The 17,063-nt window shown below is 61.8% G+C and carries 13 protein-coding genes; 6 read left to right on the top strand and 7 right to left on the bottom strand.

What is annotated here, in order from left to right; translation table 11 throughout:
* Positions 1-101 precede the first annotated feature (101 nt).
* The gene (gene dacB, locus KVG91_RS05345) at positions 102-1,562 is read left to right on the top strand and encodes a D-alanyl-D-alanine carboxypeptidase/D-alanyl-D-alanine endopeptidase (RefSeq protein ID WP_169377477.1); all 1,461 of its coding nucleotides are present in this window, start codon (positions 102-104) and stop codon (positions 1,560-1,562) included.
* Positions 1,563-2,337: 775 nt separating this feature from the next.
* On the opposite strand, the gene KVG91_RS05350 is transcribed toward dacB, so the two are convergent.
* Entirely contained in the window at positions 2,338-4,764 is a 2,427-nt protein-coding gene (locus KVG91_RS05350; RefSeq protein ID WP_169378028.1) for a sensor domain-containing diguanylate cyclase, read from the bottom strand.
* 203 nt (positions 4,765-4,967) lie between these two features.
* Entirely contained in the window at positions 4,968-7,232 is a 2,265-nt protein-coding gene (gene rlmKL / locus KVG91_RS05355; RefSeq protein WP_169378029.1) for a bifunctional 23S rRNA (guanine(2069)-N(7))-methyltransferase RlmK/23S rRNA (guanine(2445)-N(2))-methyltransferase RlmL, read from the bottom strand.
* A gap of 541 nt (positions 7,233-7,773) precedes the next feature.
* Here rlmKL and rmf point away from each other — a divergent pair.
* Positions 7,774-7,989, top strand: coding sequence for a ribosome modulation factor (gene rmf / locus KVG91_RS05360; protein WP_074702867.1), 216 nt, complete (start codon positions 7,774-7,776; stop codon positions 7,987-7,989).
* A 146-nt stretch (positions 7,990-8,135) separates the two neighbouring features.
* On the opposite strand, the gene KVG91_RS05365 is transcribed toward rmf, so the two are convergent.
* From KVG91_RS05365 to sctC, 5 genes are all read right to left on the bottom strand, one after another.
* The gene (locus KVG91_RS05365) at positions 8,136-9,155 is read right to left on the bottom strand and encodes a quinone-dependent dihydroorotate dehydrogenase (protein ID WP_169378030.1); all 1,020 of its coding nucleotides are present in this window, start codon (positions 9,153-9,155) and stop codon (positions 8,136-8,138) included.
* An 86-nt stretch (positions 9,156-9,241) separates the two neighbouring features.
* Positions 9,242-9,661, bottom strand: a complete 420-nt coding sequence (locus tag KVG91_RS05370; RefSeq protein WP_169378037.1) for a transglycosylase SLT domain-containing protein — start codon at positions 9,659-9,661, stop codon at positions 9,242-9,244.
* Between the two features lie 34 nt (positions 9,662-9,695).
* Entirely contained in the window at positions 9,696-10,100 is a 405-nt protein-coding gene (locus tag KVG91_RS05375) for a winged helix-turn-helix domain-containing protein (protein WP_178115247.1), read from the bottom strand.
* Positions 10,101-10,250: 150 nt separating this feature from the next.
* Complete coding sequence (locus KVG91_RS05380) at positions 10,251-10,475, bottom strand: FliM/FliN family flagellar motor switch protein (protein ID WP_169378032.1); 225 nt, start codon at positions 10,473-10,475, stop codon at positions 10,251-10,253.
* Positions 10,476-10,489: 14 nt separating this feature from the next.
* On the bottom strand, positions 10,490-11,905 hold the full coding sequence (gene sctC, locus KVG91_RS05385; RefSeq protein ID WP_169378038.1) for a type III secretion system outer membrane ring subunit SctC: 1,416 nt from the start codon (positions 11,903-11,905) through the stop codon (positions 10,490-10,492).
* Positions 11,906-12,178: 273 nt separating this feature from the next.
* Between sctC and KVG91_RS05390 the strand changes: the two genes are divergently transcribed.
* The 4 genes from KVG91_RS05390 (at position 12,179) to KVG91_RS05405 (ending at position 17,054) form a co-directional block, all read left to right on the top strand.
* A complete protein-coding gene (locus KVG91_RS05390; RefSeq protein ID WP_169378033.1) occupies positions 12,179-13,405 on the top strand; it encodes a CmpA/NrtA family ABC transporter substrate-binding protein in 1,227 nt (408 codons plus the stop codon).
* Positions 13,406-13,418: 13 nt separating this feature from the next.
* Positions 13,419-13,994 (top strand): ANTAR domain-containing response regulator, encoded by a 576-nt coding sequence (locus KVG91_RS05395; RefSeq protein WP_169378034.1) that lies wholly within the window; start codon positions 13,419-13,421, stop codon positions 13,992-13,994.
* A gap of 178 nt (positions 13,995-14,172) precedes the next feature.
* A complete protein-coding gene (locus KVG91_RS05400) occupies positions 14,173-15,384 on the top strand; it encodes a nitrate/nitrite transporter (RefSeq protein ID WP_076949498.1) in 1,212 nt (403 codons plus the stop codon).
* Positions 15,384-17,054: a bifunctional protein-serine/threonine kinase/phosphatase gene (locus KVG91_RS05405; protein ID WP_169378035.1), complete on the top strand. Its 1,671-nt coding sequence runs from the start codon at positions 15,384-15,386 to the stop codon at positions 17,052-17,054. Before KVG91_RS05400 ends, KVG91_RS05405 begins: the two co-directional genes overlap by 1 nt.
* The last annotated feature ends 9 nt before the right edge of the window (positions 17,055-17,063 follow it).

Here is a 17,063-nt window from a genome sequence, read left to right on the forward strand (position 1 = left end):
CACCTTGGGGCATAATGCCGACACTTTCATGACCATTGAGGGATTTTTCTTATTTACCCCTCGCCTTTTTCACCCTCCTCAGCAGTAGGGTTTTACTTCTTATGATCAAATCTTTGCGTTCAGTATTTTTCGCCGGTCTTATTTGGCCACTGGCCTTTTCCGCCACCGCTGCCCCCGTCAACACCACCCTGCCACCGAACGTGCAGCAGGCACTCTCAAAAGCCAAACTGCAGAACACGGCGCTGTCCCTGGTGATGATCCCGCTGAACGGCCCGGGCACGCCTACCGTATTCAATGCCGACGTCTCGGTGAACCCGGCGTCCACCATGAAGCTGGTCACCACGTACGCGGCCCTGGAAATGCTCGGTCCCAACCACCAGTGGAAGACCGAGTTCTACACCGACGGCACCCTCAGCGGTGGCGTGTTGCACGGCAACCTGTACCTCAAGGGTGGCGGCGACCCCAAGCTGAACATGGAAAAACTCTGGCTGCTGATGCGCGACCTGCGCGCCAACGGCGTGCAGCAAGTGACCGGCGACCTGGTGCTCGACCGCGGCTTCTTCCTGCAACCGCAACTGCCCGAATTCAATGACGATGGCAACGACGAGAACAAGCCGTTCCTGGTCAAGCCGGACGCGCTGCTGGTCAACCTCAAGGCGCTGCGTTTCGTGACGCGCAATGATTCGGGCCGGGTGCTGGTATCAGTTGAGCCGCCGATTGCCAGTATCCGCATCGACAACCAGGTCAAGGTCTCCAACGCCAAGCAGTGCACCGGTGACGTGCGCTATAACCCCGTCACTGCCGCTGATGGCAGCGTGACGGTAACCGTCAGCGGCCAATTGGCCGAAGGCTGCAGCTCGCAGACTTACCTGTCGTTGCTCGACCACGCCACCTACACCGCCGGCGCCGTCCGGGCGATCTGGCAGGAGCTGGGCGGTACCATCCAGGGCCGAAACCTGCAGGCTGCGGTGCCAAAAGATGCGAAGGTGCTCGCCCGGGCGTTCTCGCCGGACCTGGCGGAGATCATCCGCGACATCAATAAATACAGTAACAACACCATGGCCCAGCAGCTGTTCCTGAGCCTGGGCGCGCAGTTTCGCAACGATGCCGACGGCGACGATGCCAAGGCGGCGCAACGCGTGGTGCGCCAGTGGCTGGCTAAGAAAGGCATTACCGCGCCGCACCTGGTGATGGAAAACGGCTCCGGCCTGTCCCGCGCCGAACGCGTCAGCGCCCGCGAGATGGCGGCCATGCTGCAAGCCGCCTGGAAAAGCCCCTACGCGGCCGAGTACATCAGTTCCATGCCGATCGCAGGCACCGACGGCACCATGCGCAAACGCTTGAAAACCACCGCCATGCGCGGCGAAGCCCACGTCAAGACTGGTACCTTGAACACCGTGCGCGCCATCGCCGGGTTCAGCCGCGATAACAACGGCAACACTTGGGCGGTGGTGGCGATCCTCAACGATCCGAAGCCATGGGGCGCTTCGTCGGTGCTGGATCAAGTGCTGCTGGACCTGTATCGGCAGCCGAAATTGGCGGCGGTTGCCCCGGTGCTTTAAGGCCCCATGTCCTTGATGAGCAGATCGAGTGCGCTCACCGATCTGCTTTGTGTGGGAGCTGGCTTGCCTGCGATGGCCATAGATAGCTACACGGTTTTCAGAAGCTGACAAGTCTACCTGTGGGAGCTGCCGAGCTTCAGCGAGGCTGCGGCGGGTCAGGCGATGAAAATGCCAGCAGTGCCGCCGCCTTCGCAGCCTCGCCGGGGCTCGACAGCTCCCACAGTTGAGCTGCGCTGCTGCACAGATTACGTCCGCAGGCACAACCGAGATTCAGCCGACACAGCCGATCCCCTGTGGGTGCTCCCGAGCTTTAGCGAGGCCGCGATAGCGGCGGGTCAGGCGATAAAAATGCCTGCAGTGCCGCCGCCTTCGAAGCCTCGCTGGGGCTCGACAGCTCCCACAGTTGAGCTGCGCTGCTGCAAGGATCGTGTTGGCAGGCACAACCGAGATTCAGCCGACACAGCCGATCCCCTGTGGGAGCTCCCGAGCTTTAGCGAGGCTGCGATAGCGGCGGGTCAGGCGATGAAAATGCCAGCAGTGCCGCCGCCTTCGCAGCCTCGCCGGGGCTCGACAGCTCCCACAGTTGAGCTGCGCTGCTGCACAGATTACGTCCGCAGGCACAACCGAGATTCAGCCGACACAGCCGATCCCCTGTGGGAGCTCCCGAGCTTTAGCGAGGCTGCGATAGCGGTGGGTCAGGCGATGAAAATGCCAGCAGTGCCGCCGCCTTCGCAGCCTCGCCGGGGCTCGATACACACATTTAATGCATCGCAGGTCAATTGGTTGATATACCGCCATCGCGGGCAAGCCCGCTCCCGCAGGTTTCAACTCGGTCCCTACCCGCCTGCTTGGCCACGTACACCGCTGAGTCGGCGCGCAGCAACAGCCCATCGACACCTTCGTCCACTCGCCGGCTGGCCACGCCAAAGCTGGCGGTAACAATGCCGACCGTCTCCATCGGTGCGTTGCGCAGCGATGACCACAACTCCATTGCCAAGATGTAAGCCTGCGCGCCATCGGTTTGCGGGCACAGCACCATGAATTCCTCGCCGCCCAGGCGGCAGAACACATCGGTGCGGCGCAGGCGCTGGCTGATGCGCTTGCACAGCTCCTGCAAGACCCCGTCGCCGACGGCATGCCCATGCCTGTCGTTGATGCGCTTGAAGTGATCGATATCCAGCATGATCACCGACAAGGCCCCCGACGTGCGGTTGAGCCGCACCATCTCGATCTTGAGCCGATCCTGGAAATAGCGGCGGTTGTGAATCCCGGTCAGGGAGTCGGTAATGGAGAGCGCGCGCAGCTCTTCTTCCACCCGTTTGAGATCGGAAATATCCGACACATAGCCATGCCACAACGTACCGCCTGCGGGTAATTCTTCCGGGGTCGCTTCGCCGCGAATCCAGCGCAGGCCCCGTTGCGGCAACAGCACCCGGTACTCTTCACGCCAATGGCTCAACTGCAGCGCCGACAAGCGAATAGACGCACGCACCCGTTCCGCATCCAGCGGATGAATACGCTCGAAAACCTTCTTCGCATCCTGCTGCAATAGGCCGGGATCGATTTCATAAATGTCACGCATGCCATCGCTGGCATAGATGAATTTCCAGTTGTCCCTGGGTTCCAGGGTGAACTGGAAGATGCCGCCGGGCACATGGGCGCTGAGTTTCTTGAGCAGGCGGTCCCTGGCAGCCAAGGCCTCATAAGCACGCTTTTGCTCGGTGATGTCCAGGTAGATCGCCAGGTGGCCGATCCACAAACCATGGTCGTCGAGCAATACCGTGGCCAGCATGTTCACGGTCAGTTGGCTGCCGTCCTGGCGGATCAGGCTCCATTCGCGGGCTTCGTGCAGGTTGTCCGGGCTTTCCACCAGCATCGCCTGGCTCGCGGGGATCCGCTTGCCCAAGGCGACACTCAGGCTGGTGGAGCGCGCTTCCAGTTCCGACGCCAAGTGCAGGCTTTCCAGGGTGTGGGCGCCCACCACTTGCTCGGCCTTGAAGCCCAGCATTCGTTCGGCGCCGGCGTTGAAGGTGTTGATGACACCGCGCAGGTCGGTGGCAATGATGGCGACCTGGGTGGCTGCGTTGAGCACGCTGCGCAATTGACCATGGGCGCCGCGCAACTCCTGTTCGCGCATACGCAGTTGCACGGTACGTTGCTCCACCAGCTTCAACGCGCGCTGGCGTTGGCTCACGAGCACATAGAGCAAGGCGCTGAGCAGCAGGCTGAGCAGGCCGCCCATGGTCAGGATGGTGCTCAGCGAGGAATGGTTGGCCTGGTCGAACACCTGGCTCGGGCGCAGGTCAAGGGCGTACACATGGTCGCCCAGGGACAGGCGGCGCGCACCGACAAGGTCACGGTCGGACGCGACCGTACCGGACTCGAAGAGCACACGTTTTTGCACGTCGGACGTATCGACCAGCTGCATCACCAGGTTGTCCCGGTCCGGCTTGGGCAGCCCTTCGGCCACCAACTGGCGCATGCTGATCACCGCCATCACGTAGCCGTAGGGCTCGCTCTGGGGCTGTCCGGCAGTGGGCGCGTGGCTCACCGGCGCGACCAGTAAAACCCCGGTGGCATAAGCCGGTTCCAAACCGACCAATTGCATCGGCTGAGACACCGCCGGCTTGCCGGTCAAGCGCGCACGCTCAAGGGCCGAACGTCGCAGCGGCTGGGCCAGCAGGTCAAAGCCGAGCGGCGTGCCCAGCAGGCTTTGGGTCTGGCTGTACAGCACCGGGATATATTCATCGCGCTCGGCCGCAGGGACCAACTGGCCTGCCGAATTCAGCTCACGGATAACAAAGGGCGTGCCGCGCTGGTCGGACTCGTGCTGTTCAAACTGGCTGCGCTGCCCGCGAGACACCCGAGGCGCCCAGGAGTAGGCGCGGGCGCGCAACAACAAGGGCTCGGCGAAGCCGTCGAACTCTTCGCGGGACACGTCATCGGAATTGACGAAGAAACGCCGCAGGCTGTTCAGCCGCTGCTCCTGGTCTTCGAAACGTTCCTGCAGACGGGTGTAGCGCTCATTGACCAGCAGTTGGAAGCGCTGGCGCACCTGTTGCTGATAGAGGTCGGCGGCCGCCCACGCGACGATCGCCGTCAGTGCGCAACCTGCCAGCAACACCACCAATGCCACCAGCCAAGCCGACGCCTGCTCACTGATAAAGCCTAGGATCTTGGGGCGAACAGCTTGTAACGGCATAGGCAACACTCAAGACGCCAGCCTGCGGGGGTGTCACGTTGGCCAGGCCTTAAGTTATAGCCATCGACCCAAGGTTTGACCAGCGCAAAACTACTGTAGGAGCGAGCTTGCTCGCGAAAACTAAGGAGCGCCACGTTTCTTCGGGATAAACGCGGCGCTCTCGGGGTTTTCGCGAGCAAGCTCGCTCCTACAAGGTGCGGTAATCAGCGAGCCGTGATTTTCCACGCCCGATGGATCTTCGCGTTACGCGCGAAATCCGGGTCGATGGTCTTGTCGCTGATTTCCTCGACTGCGTAGCGTTCGCTGAGGTTGTCCTCCAGCGCGAACTTGCGGAAGTTGTTCGAGAAGTACAGCACGCCGCCCGGTGCCAGGCGCGCCATGGCCAGGTCGAGCAACTGCACGTGGTCGCGTTGTACGTCGAAGATGCCTTCCATGCGCTTGGAGTTGGAGAAGGTCGGCGGGTCGATGAAAATCATGTCGAACTCATCGCGGCTGGCCTCCAGCCAGGCCATCACGTCACCCTGCTCCAGGCGGTTCTTGTCGGAGAAACCGTTGAGGGAAAAGTTGCGACGCGCCCAGTCCAGGTAAGTCTTGGACAGGTCGACACTGGTGGTGCTGCGCGCGCCGCCCTTGGCCGCATGCACACTGGCGGTGGCGGTGTAGCAATAGAGATTGAGGAAGCGCTTGCCGGCCGCTTCTTTCTGGATGCGCATGCGCATCGGCCGATGGTCGAGGAACAGGCCGGTGTCCAGGTAGTCGGTGAGGTTGACCAGCAGCTTGACGCCGCCTTCGCTGACTTCGGTGAACTTGCCCTGGGCGCTCTGGCGCTCGTACTGCTTGGTGCCGCTCTGACGCTCGCGACGCTTGACCACCACGCGGCTCTTGTCGATGTTCAACGCTTGGGGAATCGCGGCCAGGGCATCGAACATGCGCGCGGAAGCTTTTTCCGGGTCGATGGACTTGGGCGCGACGTATTCCTGCACGTGGACCCAATCGTGGTACAGGTCGATGGCCATGGAGTATTCCGGCATGTCGGCGTCGTACACGCGGTAGCAATCCACGCCTTCGCGCTTGGCCCATTTGCCCAGCAGCTTGAGGTTCTTTTGCAGGCGGTTGGCGAACATCTGCCCGCCTTCACTCAGGCGCGCCTGCTCGATCACCGGGGCTGGGGCGGGTTTGATCGGGTTGCCGTTCTTGTTGTACTGGCGTTCCTGCGGCTCGGCCGGCGCCTGATCGTAAGCGGCTTGCTCGCGTTCGGCCTGGCGTTGCTCCGGGGTGCGGCGCTCGCCGGTGACGAACTGATCCGGGTTGACCTTGATCAGCAGCAGTTTGCACGGCAACGCGCCGTTCCAGAACGAATACTGCTTGTGGCTGCGAATGCCCATGCGCTTGCCCAGGTCCGGCGCGCCGGTGAACACCGCCGCTTCCCAGCCCATGCACGCCTGGCGCAGACGCTCGCCGAGGTTCTGGTACAGGTACAACAGGCTGGCTTCGTCACCCAGGCGCTCGCCGTACGGCGGGTTGCAGATGACCAGGCCTTTCTGGTTCTGGTCCGGGCGCGGCTCGAAGGTGCCGACTTCGCCCTGGTACACCTTGATCCAGTGGCTCAGGCCGGCGCGCTCGATGTTGTTGCGCGCGGGCTGGATAAGACGGGGGTCGGCTTCGTAGCCGCGAATCCACAGCGGCGGCTTGTTCATGCCAATGGCGGCACGTTCGGTGGCTTCGGCGTGCAGTTTCTTCCACAGGGCCGGGACGTGACCGAGCCAAGTGGTGAAACCCCACAGTTCGCGGTTCAGGTTGGGCGCCATGTCGGCGGCGATCATCGCGCCTTCCACCAGGAAGGTGCCCACGCCGCACATCGGGTCACTCAGCGCGCCGCCTTCGGCAGCGATGCGCGGCCAGCCGGCGCGGATCAGGATCGCGGCGGCGAGGTTTTCCTTCAACGGTGCCGCGCCCTGCTGCAGGCGGTATCCGCGCTGGTGCAGGCTGTGACCGGAGAGGTCGAGGGACAGGATGGCTTCGCCACGGTCCAGGCGCAGGTGGATGCGCAGGTCCGGGTTGATCTTGTCGATGGACGGACGTTCGCCGGTCGGCGTGCGCAGCTTGTCGACAATCGCATCCTTGACCTTCAGCGCGCCGAAGTGGGTGTTGTCGATGCCCGAGCCGTGGCCGCTGAACTCAACCGCCAGGCTGCCGTCGCTGACCATGTGGTCGGCCCATTCGATATCCAGTACACCGTGGTAGAGGTCTTCGGCGTCCTTCATCGGGAAGCGCTTGAGCACCAGCAGCACGCGGTTGGCCAGGCGCGACCAGAGGCACAGGCGGTAGGCGGTTTCCATGTCGGCCATGCCGCGCACGGCCGAGGTGTGCTCGCGGGCGTCCTCAAGGCCAAGCCCGACGGCTTCCTCGATCAGCAGGCCTTCGAGGCCCTTGGGGCAAGTGAGGAAGAGTTCAAAACGGTCCGACATGGGGCATTCCAGGCTTTTCAGCAATAAATGAACGGGCGACGCATCGCCGGTTCGGTTTTCAATCAAGCACTTTTCTTGAAGAGTGCTCGCGTGGCACGAATGTGCCGTCCCACCCCGTCTGCCAGGCACCGGGCCTTTATTGACGGGGCAGAAAGAACTTTTAACAACAAAACTCGCAACAAAAAGAAATATTCCGACCCTTCGTCGAATAATAACCGACTGCAACAGGCGGGAATTCTCACTAAAGGATCAAAGCCATTCGCTGTGAAGGCTGCATCATAGCTGGCTTTGCCCGATAAAAGGGACGAAAAGCCATCCCAGCTTATGGCTATAGCATCGTTATCGTTACGTGCTTATGACAAAACGATCATTGAATCCATGTGACCTATTGGTTAGAAATCAACACAGGTCGGCGCCGTTACGGTTCCGACACATAGGCTCGCCACGCCGGCAGCGAGCCCACCAACGGCAGAAAAACTCTGCCCGGCCCCACACGGGGCCGAAGGATATCAAGACAGTCAACAAGTGAGGGCAACACCCTATGAGAAGACTTAAGCGTGATCCGTTGGAAAGAGCGTTTTTACGCGGATATCAATATGGCGTTCATGGCAAATCCCGTGAGCTTTGCCCATTTACTCTACCGTCGGTGCGCCAAGCCTGGATCAACGGCTGGCGAGAAGGACGCGGCGACAACTGGGACGGTATGACTGGCACTGCGGGAATCCACAGACTCAACGAACTTCGCGCCGTCGGCTAATCAAGGGCAAACAATTCCGACATCACTACCTTTGAATATGTAACGACTCACCATGCACGCCCCATCCGGGCGGCGGGCTTCGGCCCAGGGGCTCCTTTAAGGAGCCCTTTTTATTGGGCGGAGCAAAAGGGCCCTTTGTAGGAGCATCAGCGCAAGGCAGCGATCGCATCCACCGACTGGCGAATCAGCGCCGGCCCCTTGTAGATAAAGCCGGAGTACAACTGCACCAGGCTGGCGCCGGCGGCGATTTTTTCCGCCGCATGCTTGCCTTCGGTGATGCCGCCTGCGGCGATGATTGGCAAACGCCCGGCCAGCTCGGCGGCCAGCACCTTGACGATATGGGTGCTCTGCTCACGCACCGGCGCACCCGACAGACCGCCCGCCTCGTCACCATTGGCCAGGCCTTCGACACCCACGCGACTGAGCGTGGTGTTGGTGGCGATCACCGCATCCATTCCCGAATCCAGCAGGGCCTGGGCGACCAGCACGGTTTCTTCGTCGCTCATGTCCGGGGCAATCTTGATCGCCAAGGGCACGCGTTTGCCATGGCGCACCGCCAAGTCTTCCTGACGCTGGCGCAAGGCTTCGAGCAGTTGCTTGAGGGAGTCGCCGAACTGCAGGCTGCGCAGGCCCGGCGTGTTGGGCGAGCTGACGTTGACCGTCACGTAACTGGCGTGGGCGTAGACCTTGTCCAGGCAGATCAGGTAGTCATCCACCGCACGCTCGACCGGCGTGTCGAAGTTCTTGCCGATATTGATGCCCAGGATGCCCTTGTACTTCGCTGCCTGTACCCGCGATAACAGATGGTCAACACCCAGGTTATTAAAGCCCATGCGGTTGATGATCGCCCAGGCTTCGGGCAGACGGAAGATGCGCGGCTTGGGGTTGCCCGGTTGTGGACGCGGGGTCACGGTGCCGATTTCGACAAAACCGAACCCCAGCTGTGCAAAACCATCAATGGCTGCACCGTTCTTGTCCAGGCCGGCCGCCAGCCCGACCGGGTTGGGGAAGTCGAGCCCCATGACGGATACCGGCATTTTCGCCGGCGCCTTGCATACCAGGCCATTGAGCCCCAAGCGGCCACCCGCGCCGATCAGGTCCAGGGACAGGTCGTGTGAGGTTTCCGGGGAGAGTTTGAACAACAGCTGGCGGGCCAGGGTATACATGGGCGGGCTAGACTCGGATGGCGGCGAAAGGTGGCGGCGATTATAGCCGGGGTGACAGGGAGCGCGCGAGGCGTGAACCTCAATCGTCAGTTGCGATGCGCAACCAATTGCTCATAAACCGCCCAGATTTTTTGCGCATACTGCAGCCGCAACGCCTCACGTTCGGGCCCGGAGCCCATCCCTACGTTGTAGGAACCTACCGCCGTCCAGTTATAGCCAAAACGCTTGATGAACTCGGCGAGGATCGAAGCCCCCACCTCAACCGACAGGCATGGCTCATTGAGCAACCGATCTTCGGTAATACCCTGTTTGAGCAGCCGCGGCAGGTGAATGCTGTTGATCTGCATCAGGCCGATATCACGGCTGCCGTTGCGGTTGGCGTGATTCATCGCTGGCGCACGATGACCGGACTCAACGACGGCAATTGCTTGCAGCAACTCCGGCTCGATGTTGAAGCGGCTCGCAGCGTCCTCCCAGCAATAGGCCAGCGCCTGGTTACTGGCCATCAGCAGGCTTAACGCCAGGCCCTTACTCCAGAAACTAGCCACGATTTACGGCTCCCGGACTGACTTGACCGCAGGCCGAACACACGTTGCCCCTGAATGCCGAGGCATGGCCCCCTGCCCTGACCGCACAGGTGAAGCGGTACCCTTGGCCGTAAATCGTCTTGATAAACCCCTTGTCGACGCCAAGGTACTTGCGCAGCGAGTAAATACAGCGCGTCAACGACTCTTCGGCGACCTCTCCTTGCGGCCACGCCAACTCCAGCAAGCGATCCTTGGTCATCAACGTTCCACCGCAAAGCAGCAGCTGCCGCAGCACCTGCCGTTCCTTAGGCGGTAACTGAACATCCGAATCCTCGCCGATCAGGCGGCCATCGTCGTGCAGGATCCAATGCCCAAAAAAGAGGGAAGTCGTCGTCCCTCCATCATCCATGACGGCCATCATTACCTCGGTACCCGCCTACTGACATTAAAATCCTCATTCGCATCGCGTGGTTCATGCGCACCACTATAAGAAAGCTGCCTCATGCCTCACGCTAGGAAAAATCTGATACATCCAGCGACTTCCGACTCAGCGCCGTCAGGTATTTCGCTATTCGCCTCCCCCCGGCAGCCACGCCTGATACACCTCATGCAGCTCAACCCCCAACCGGTCCTCCAACTGCACCAGTTCGCCCAAGGCCAATAATTTCCCGTTCACCCGAACTTCCACGCAATGAATGACCTGCGGCGTCAACGGCAACACCTTTCCGGGCGCGAAGGCTGCCAGGCGCCTGCGGCTGATCAGTTGTTCCTGTAGAAGAATTTCCAGATGCATGGGTAACGCCTTATTTACGGTGGGAGATCGCGTTTCGGGCGTACAAACGCACGTTGCACTTGTTCATATTGCGTAGCCGTCAAGGGAGGCGGCTCTGTGCCCTGCCCCTTCAACTCGCTGCCCACGGCTCTGGCCTGAATCACAAACAGACGCACCTGAGGCGCAGGTCCAGCCCCCCGCACGTCAGGCCCCCGTGGAAACGCGCCCAGCCATAGGCGTCTACCCTGAGGTACACGTACCACGCTGTTGACGCCGACTCGTCCCACCGCCGCATTTTTTTCGCGGCGCCTCGCCTCAGTCAGTTGGCGACCTTCTTCAACCTCAAGGCGCATCTCGACCTGGTTAGCCTCGACAAAACGCGGCAGTACGCTGACCTGGGTGCCATAACGCAGCGGTTTCCAGTCGGTCTGGTCGCCTCCGGGCGGTGGAAGATAGAACGTGTGGTTATCCTGAAAAACCGCCGGCACATTTTCTTGGGTGAGAATCACCGGCAAGGTCGTCACTCGTGCGCGTCGACGGCGTTCCAAAGCGCCGATTCTGGCCATCAGGTGGCTGTCATCCAGCGGGGCAAGGACTCGCGTAGTCGACACCTGCGTATCCCCGTCCAGGCCGAGTTTTTTCAGTTCGTCGCGCTCTACATCCACCAACCACAACGAAACCTCGATTGCGCGTTTGGGTATGTCGAGTTCCGCCACCAGTTTCTGGATGAAACTCACCTGGGCCGGCCTGCCCTTGATCAGCAGGCTGTTGCTATCCGGGTAGGCGATCACGCCAAGGTTTTTGTCGGTCAGCAACCCCTTGTGCTCACTGGCCAGCAGAGTTTCGATCATCGAGGCCATCCCGGGGACGGTCACCGGGCTGTCGCGTGTGCCGTACTGACGGTCCGCCACGTCGGTGTTGAGCACCTGGACGACACCGAATGCCTGCGCCCCCAGCCGCAAGTCGGCCCTCTGCCGGTCCATCAACTGGGCCAGGCGCAGCACCTGGTCGACATAGTTCGGCGGGCCGGACACGTAGAATGTTCGCCCTGCACTTTCACGCAGCGGATAGCGTGACTCATCGAGGCCCGAGCGGCGCATGAGGGCGCGCAGCCTGTCGACAGATATATGCCGCAAGGTCACCGCCGAGCTTTTCGCCTCGCTCGCGTCATACACATAAAGCGCTTGACCGTCGCTGTACCAGATCAACCCTTGTTGCAGAGCGAGCGTCTCGAGGGCCAGTTGCGGCGTATCGAAGTCGAGCGCTGCGGTGAGTCGCTTGCGTGCCACTTCGCGACTGACAACGATGGCCAAGCCCAAGGGTTGCGAGAGGGCGGTAAACACGGTGTGCAGGCTTTCCTCCCGTGCCTGGTAGAGGTTGCCCTCGCCAAGCGCACTTTGCGACACCAACGCGGCAAACAGTGCGGCAAAGAAAAGCCTGAGGCAGCGCATCGTTGCAAGCAAGTCGGCATACACCGTGGAGTTTCCTGGGCGGTTGGGCGTTGAGAGTGCGGCCATACTGAAAGGCCGTTCGGTTTCAATCTTGATGGAAAGTTGACGGCAACGCGGCCTACCCGTGCGTGGCATGTGCCTTGCTATGGACTCTGTATCAGAGCACGTGCCAACGGCGGCGCGAGCTACGGACAAAGGCGTCGTTACCCGCATTGGCCTATAGCGCCATCTGAGGAAACGACGCTTTTTTTTGGAAAGAAAAGGTAGGTGTTGATGAACGATTCGGTTGGCAGCAGCCCGATGAACGACCCGCTGGCTTGGGTCAACGGCAGTGATGCCCCGGAAAAGAGCGGCCTGGACCTTGGCTTCATGGCCTTGAGCGATTGCGCCTCGATGGTGGTGGCCGCCACCCAGGGCTTCGCGCAGCCCTACGGACTGACCTTGAACCTCAAGCGCCAATCGTCCTGGGCCAACCTGCGCGATAAACTGGTCAGTGGTGAACTGGACGCCGCCCACAGCCTGTATGGGCTGATCTATGCCGTGCACCTGGGCATCGGCGGCGTCGCGCCCATCGACATGGCCGTCCTGATGGGGCTCAACCAGAATGGCCAGAGCATCAACCTGTCCCACGGTTTGCAACAACAAGGGGTGGTCACTCCTGAGGCACTGGACCGCCACGTGCACCAAAGCCGAACAAAACTGACCTTCGCCCAGACCTTTCCCACAGGTACCCACGCCATGTGGCTGTATTACTGGCTGGCAAGCCAAGGTATCCACCCGTTGCAGGATGTGGACAGCGTGGTGGTCCCGCCGCCGCAAATGGTTGCGCACCTGCAAGCCGGACGCATCGACGGGTTTTGCGTCGGCGAACCCTGGAGCGCCAGCGCAGTGCAGCAAAACCAGGGGTTTACCTTGGCGACGACCCAGGCGATCTGGCCGAACCATCCAGAGAAGGTACTCGGCTGCACCCAGGCGTTCGTGGACCAGTACCCCAACACCGCGCGGATACTGGTGATGGCCATTCTGGAAGCCAGTCGGTTTATCGAGCAAAGCACCGAAAACCGCCGCTCCACCGCGCAGTTGCTCAGTGGCCGTGAGTACCTCGACGCGCCGCTCGACTGCATCGAGCCGCGCCTGCTGGGCGCCTACGACGATGGGCTGGGCAATCAGTGGCAGGACCCTCACGCCCTGCGTTTTTTCGCCGATGGCAAGGTGAACCTGCCCTACTTGTCTGACGGCATGTGGTTCATGACCCAATTCCGGCGCTGGGGGCTTTTGCGCGAAGACCCGGACTATCTTGCCGTTGCGCGCCAGGTGCAGCAATTGGCGCTGTATCGCCAGGCAGCCGATGCGCTGGGTATCCCAGCCACAGATCAGGATATGCGCAGCAGCCAGTTGATCGACGGCAAGACCTGGGACGGTTCCGACCCTGCCGGTTATGCCCGCAGCTTCCGCCTGCACGCCCTGGCCGCAACTACCCACCGCCAAGCTTCGCGCTGACAGGAGGACTTCCATGCTGCGAATCCTGCTGATCAATGATACCCCGCGCAAGGTCGGGCGCCTGCGCACGGCGCTGGTCGAAGCGGGCTTTGACGTGATCGATGAGTCCGGCTTGATCATCGACCTGCCGGCACGCGTCGAAACGGTGCGCCCGGACGTGATCCTGATCGATACCGAGTCACCGGGGCGCGATGTGATGGAGCAAGTGGTCCTGGTCAGCCGTGACCGACCCCGGCCCATCGTAATGTTCACCGATGAGCATGACCCGGACGTGATGCGCCAAGCGATCAAATCCGGAGTCAGCGCCTACATCGTCGAAGGCATCCAGGCCCAGCGCCTGCAACCGATCCTGGATGTGGCCATGGCCCGCTTCGAAAGCGACCAGGCCCTGCGCGCCCAGCTTCAGGCGCGAGACCAGCAATTGGCCGAGCGCAAGCGCATCGAGTTGGCCAAGGGCATGCTGATGAAAATGAAAGCCTGCAATGAAGAAGAGGCCTACACCCTGATGCGCCGCCAGGCCATGAGCCGCCAGCAGAAACTGATTCAGGTGGCGGAGCAGATTATCGCCATGAGCGAACTGCTTGGCTGATGTGGCGTAGCTTTTGCTAAGTAAACCTCACAGGTAGCCAACGGCGGTTGCCCTCCACGACAAAGACGTCGCACACCCGGTTTGCCCTCGCGAACCCGGTGGCGGCGTTTTTTCGTTTTGGCCCCAGTCAGTGGGGCCCCAAGGCTTTCTTACAAGACCCCAACCGTTGAGGTGCGTGATGAAATCAAGCTTCTGGAAATCCGGGCACACCCCGACCCTGTTTGCCGCGTTCCTGTATTTCGACCTGAGCTTCATGGTCTGGTACCTGCTGGGGCCGCTGGCGATTCAAATCGCCGCCGATCTGCACTTGACCACCCAGCAGCGCGGGTTGATGGTCGCGACGCCCATCCTCGCCGGTGCGATATTGCGCTTCCTGATGGGCATGCTGGCCGACAAGCTGTCGCCCAAGACCGCTGGGCTGATCGGCCAGGTGATCGTGATTTGTGCGCTGTTCGGCGCCTGGAAACTGGGGATTCACACTTACGAGCAAGCCTTGCTGCTGGGCCTGTTCCTCGGCATGGCCGGCGCATCGTTCGCCGTCGCGCTGCCGCTGGCATCCCAGTGGTACCCGGCCGAACACCAGGGCAAGGCGATGGGCATCGCCGGCGCGGGGAACTCCGGCACCGTGTTCGCCGCGTTGCTGGCGCCTGTATTGGCGGCCGCATTCGGTTGGAGCAACGTGTTCGGCTTTGCGCTGATCCCACTGGTGCTGACCCTGATCGTGTTTGCCTGGCTGGCGCGCAATGCCCCTGAACGGCCAAAAGCCAAATCCATGGCCGACTATTTCAAAGCCTTGGGCGACCGTGACAGCTGGTGGTTCATGCTCTTCTACAGCGTGACCTTCGGCGGCTTCATCGGCCTGGCGAGCGCCCTGCCCGGTTACTTCAACGACCAGTACGGCCTGAGCCCGGTGACCGCCGGTTATTACACCGCCGCCTGTGTGTTCGGCGGCAGCCTGATGCGTCCCTTGGGCGGCGCGCTGGCGGACCGCTTTGGTGGAATCCGTACCTTGCTGGGCATGTACAGCGTGGCAGCGATCTGCATCGCGGCGGTGGGTTTCAACTTGCCGAGTTCATACGCCGCGCTGGCCTTGTTCGTCTGCACCATGCTAGGCCTGGGGGCCGGGAATGGCGCGGTATTCCAACTGGTGCCCCAGCGTTTCCGTCGCGAAATCGGCGTGATGACCGGCCTGATCGGCATGGCCGGCGGTATTGGCGGCTTCGCCCTGGCGGCGGGCATGGGTGCGATCAAGCAAAGCACCGGCAGCTATCAAATGGCGCTCTGGCTGTTTGCCAGCCTTTGTGTGCTGGCCTGGTTCGGCCTGCATGGCGTGAAGCGCCGCTGGAGAACCACCTGGGGCTCGGCTGCCGTGACGGCTGCGCGGGTCTGATGAGCCTGCAACTGAGCGCCGCCCAGGCCAGCGCCATCGGGCCGCGCACGGAAAACCAGGACGCGCTGCGGGTCGTCACACCCGTGGCCGAACTGGCGGCGAGCAAAGGTTATCTGTGCGCCATGGCGGACGGCGTGAGCCAGTGCGCCGACGGTGGCCTGGCTGCGCGCTCGACCTTGCAGGCCCTGGCCCTGGATTACTACGCCACGCCGCAAACCTGGGGCGTGGCCCAGGCCCTGGAACGTTTGCTGCTGGCACAAAATCGCTGGCTGCAGGCCAATGGCGGTGGCCAACCGTTGCTCACTACCCTTAGCGCGCTGGTGTTTCGTGGCCAGCGTTTTACCCTGGCGCATGTCGGCGATTGCCGTGCCTATCGCTGGTTCGACGACCAATTGCAGCGCATCAGTGAAGACCACGTGTGGGAGCAACCGGGCATGCAGCATGTGCTCAAGCGCGCCCTCGGCCTGGATCAGCACTTGGTGGTGGATTTTCTTGATGGCCAATTACGCGAAGGCGAATGTTTCCTGCTGCTCAGTGACGGTGTGTGGGCGACCCTTGGCGACCACAGCATCCGTGGGATTTTGCGCGAACAAACGGACTTGGCGCTGGCGGTCAACACGCTGGTAAGCGCCGCACACCTGGCCGGCAGCCAGGACAATGCCAGCGCCCTGCTCATACGCGTCGACATGCTTGGCGCCGCCACGCTCGGCGATGCCTTGGTGCAGCTGCAACAATGGCCGTTGCCACCGCTGCTCAAAGCCGGGCAACACTTTGAAGGCTGGCAGGTGGAAAGCGTTCTGGCGCAAAGCCGGCAGTCGTTGCTGTACCGGGTGCGGGATGCCCAGCAGCAGCCTTGGCTGCTGAAAACCCTGCCGTTGAGCCACGACGACGACCGCGAAGCCGGCCAGGCATTGCTGTCGGAGGAATGGTTTCTACGCCGGGTTGCCGGGCGGGCGTTTCCTGAAGTGCATGTCGGCAGCGGTCGCCAGCATTTGTACTACGTGATGCGTGAGTATGCCGGCCAGACCCTGGCCGAACTGTTCGAGCGCGAAGGCCCGTTGTCCCTGGCGCAATGGCAGTCGGTGGCCGAACGCTTGCTAAGGGCGGTGGGCATGCTGCACCGGCGGCAGATCCTGCACCGCGATATCAAGCCGGAAAACCTGTTGCTGGGCGACGATGGCGAATTGCGGGTGCTGGATTTCGGCCTGGCGTACTGCCCAGGCCTGTCGCAGGACCACGATCATGAGCTGCCGGGCACGCCAAGCTTTATCGCACCTGAGGCATTCAATGGCGACCGACCTACGGCCCAACAGGATTTATATAGCGTCGGCGTCACCCTGTATTACCTGCTGACCGGCCATTACCCCTACGGTGAAATCGAAGCCTTCCAACGGCCAAGGTTCACCCAGCCCGTCAGCGCCAGCCGTTACCGCCCCGATCTGCCAGACTGGCTGCCCCTCAGCCTGGAGCGCGCCGTGGCCGCGCAGCCTGGGCATCGCTATGAGACCGCCGAAGAATGGCTGCTTGTGCTTGAACAGGCTGACCGGCAGGAGCTGAGCGTGCGCCCCAGGCCGCTGCTGGAGCGTGAACCCCTGAAGGTCTGGCGCGCGCTGGGGTTGATCTCGATGCTGATCAACCTGGTGCTGTTGTATTCACTTTTTCACAGCTGACGTCATCCC

Source organism: Pseudomonas azadiae (genome assembly GCF_019145355.1).
Lineage (GTDB): Bacteria > Pseudomonadota > Gammaproteobacteria > Pseudomonadales > Pseudomonadaceae > Aquipseudomonas > Aquipseudomonas azadiae.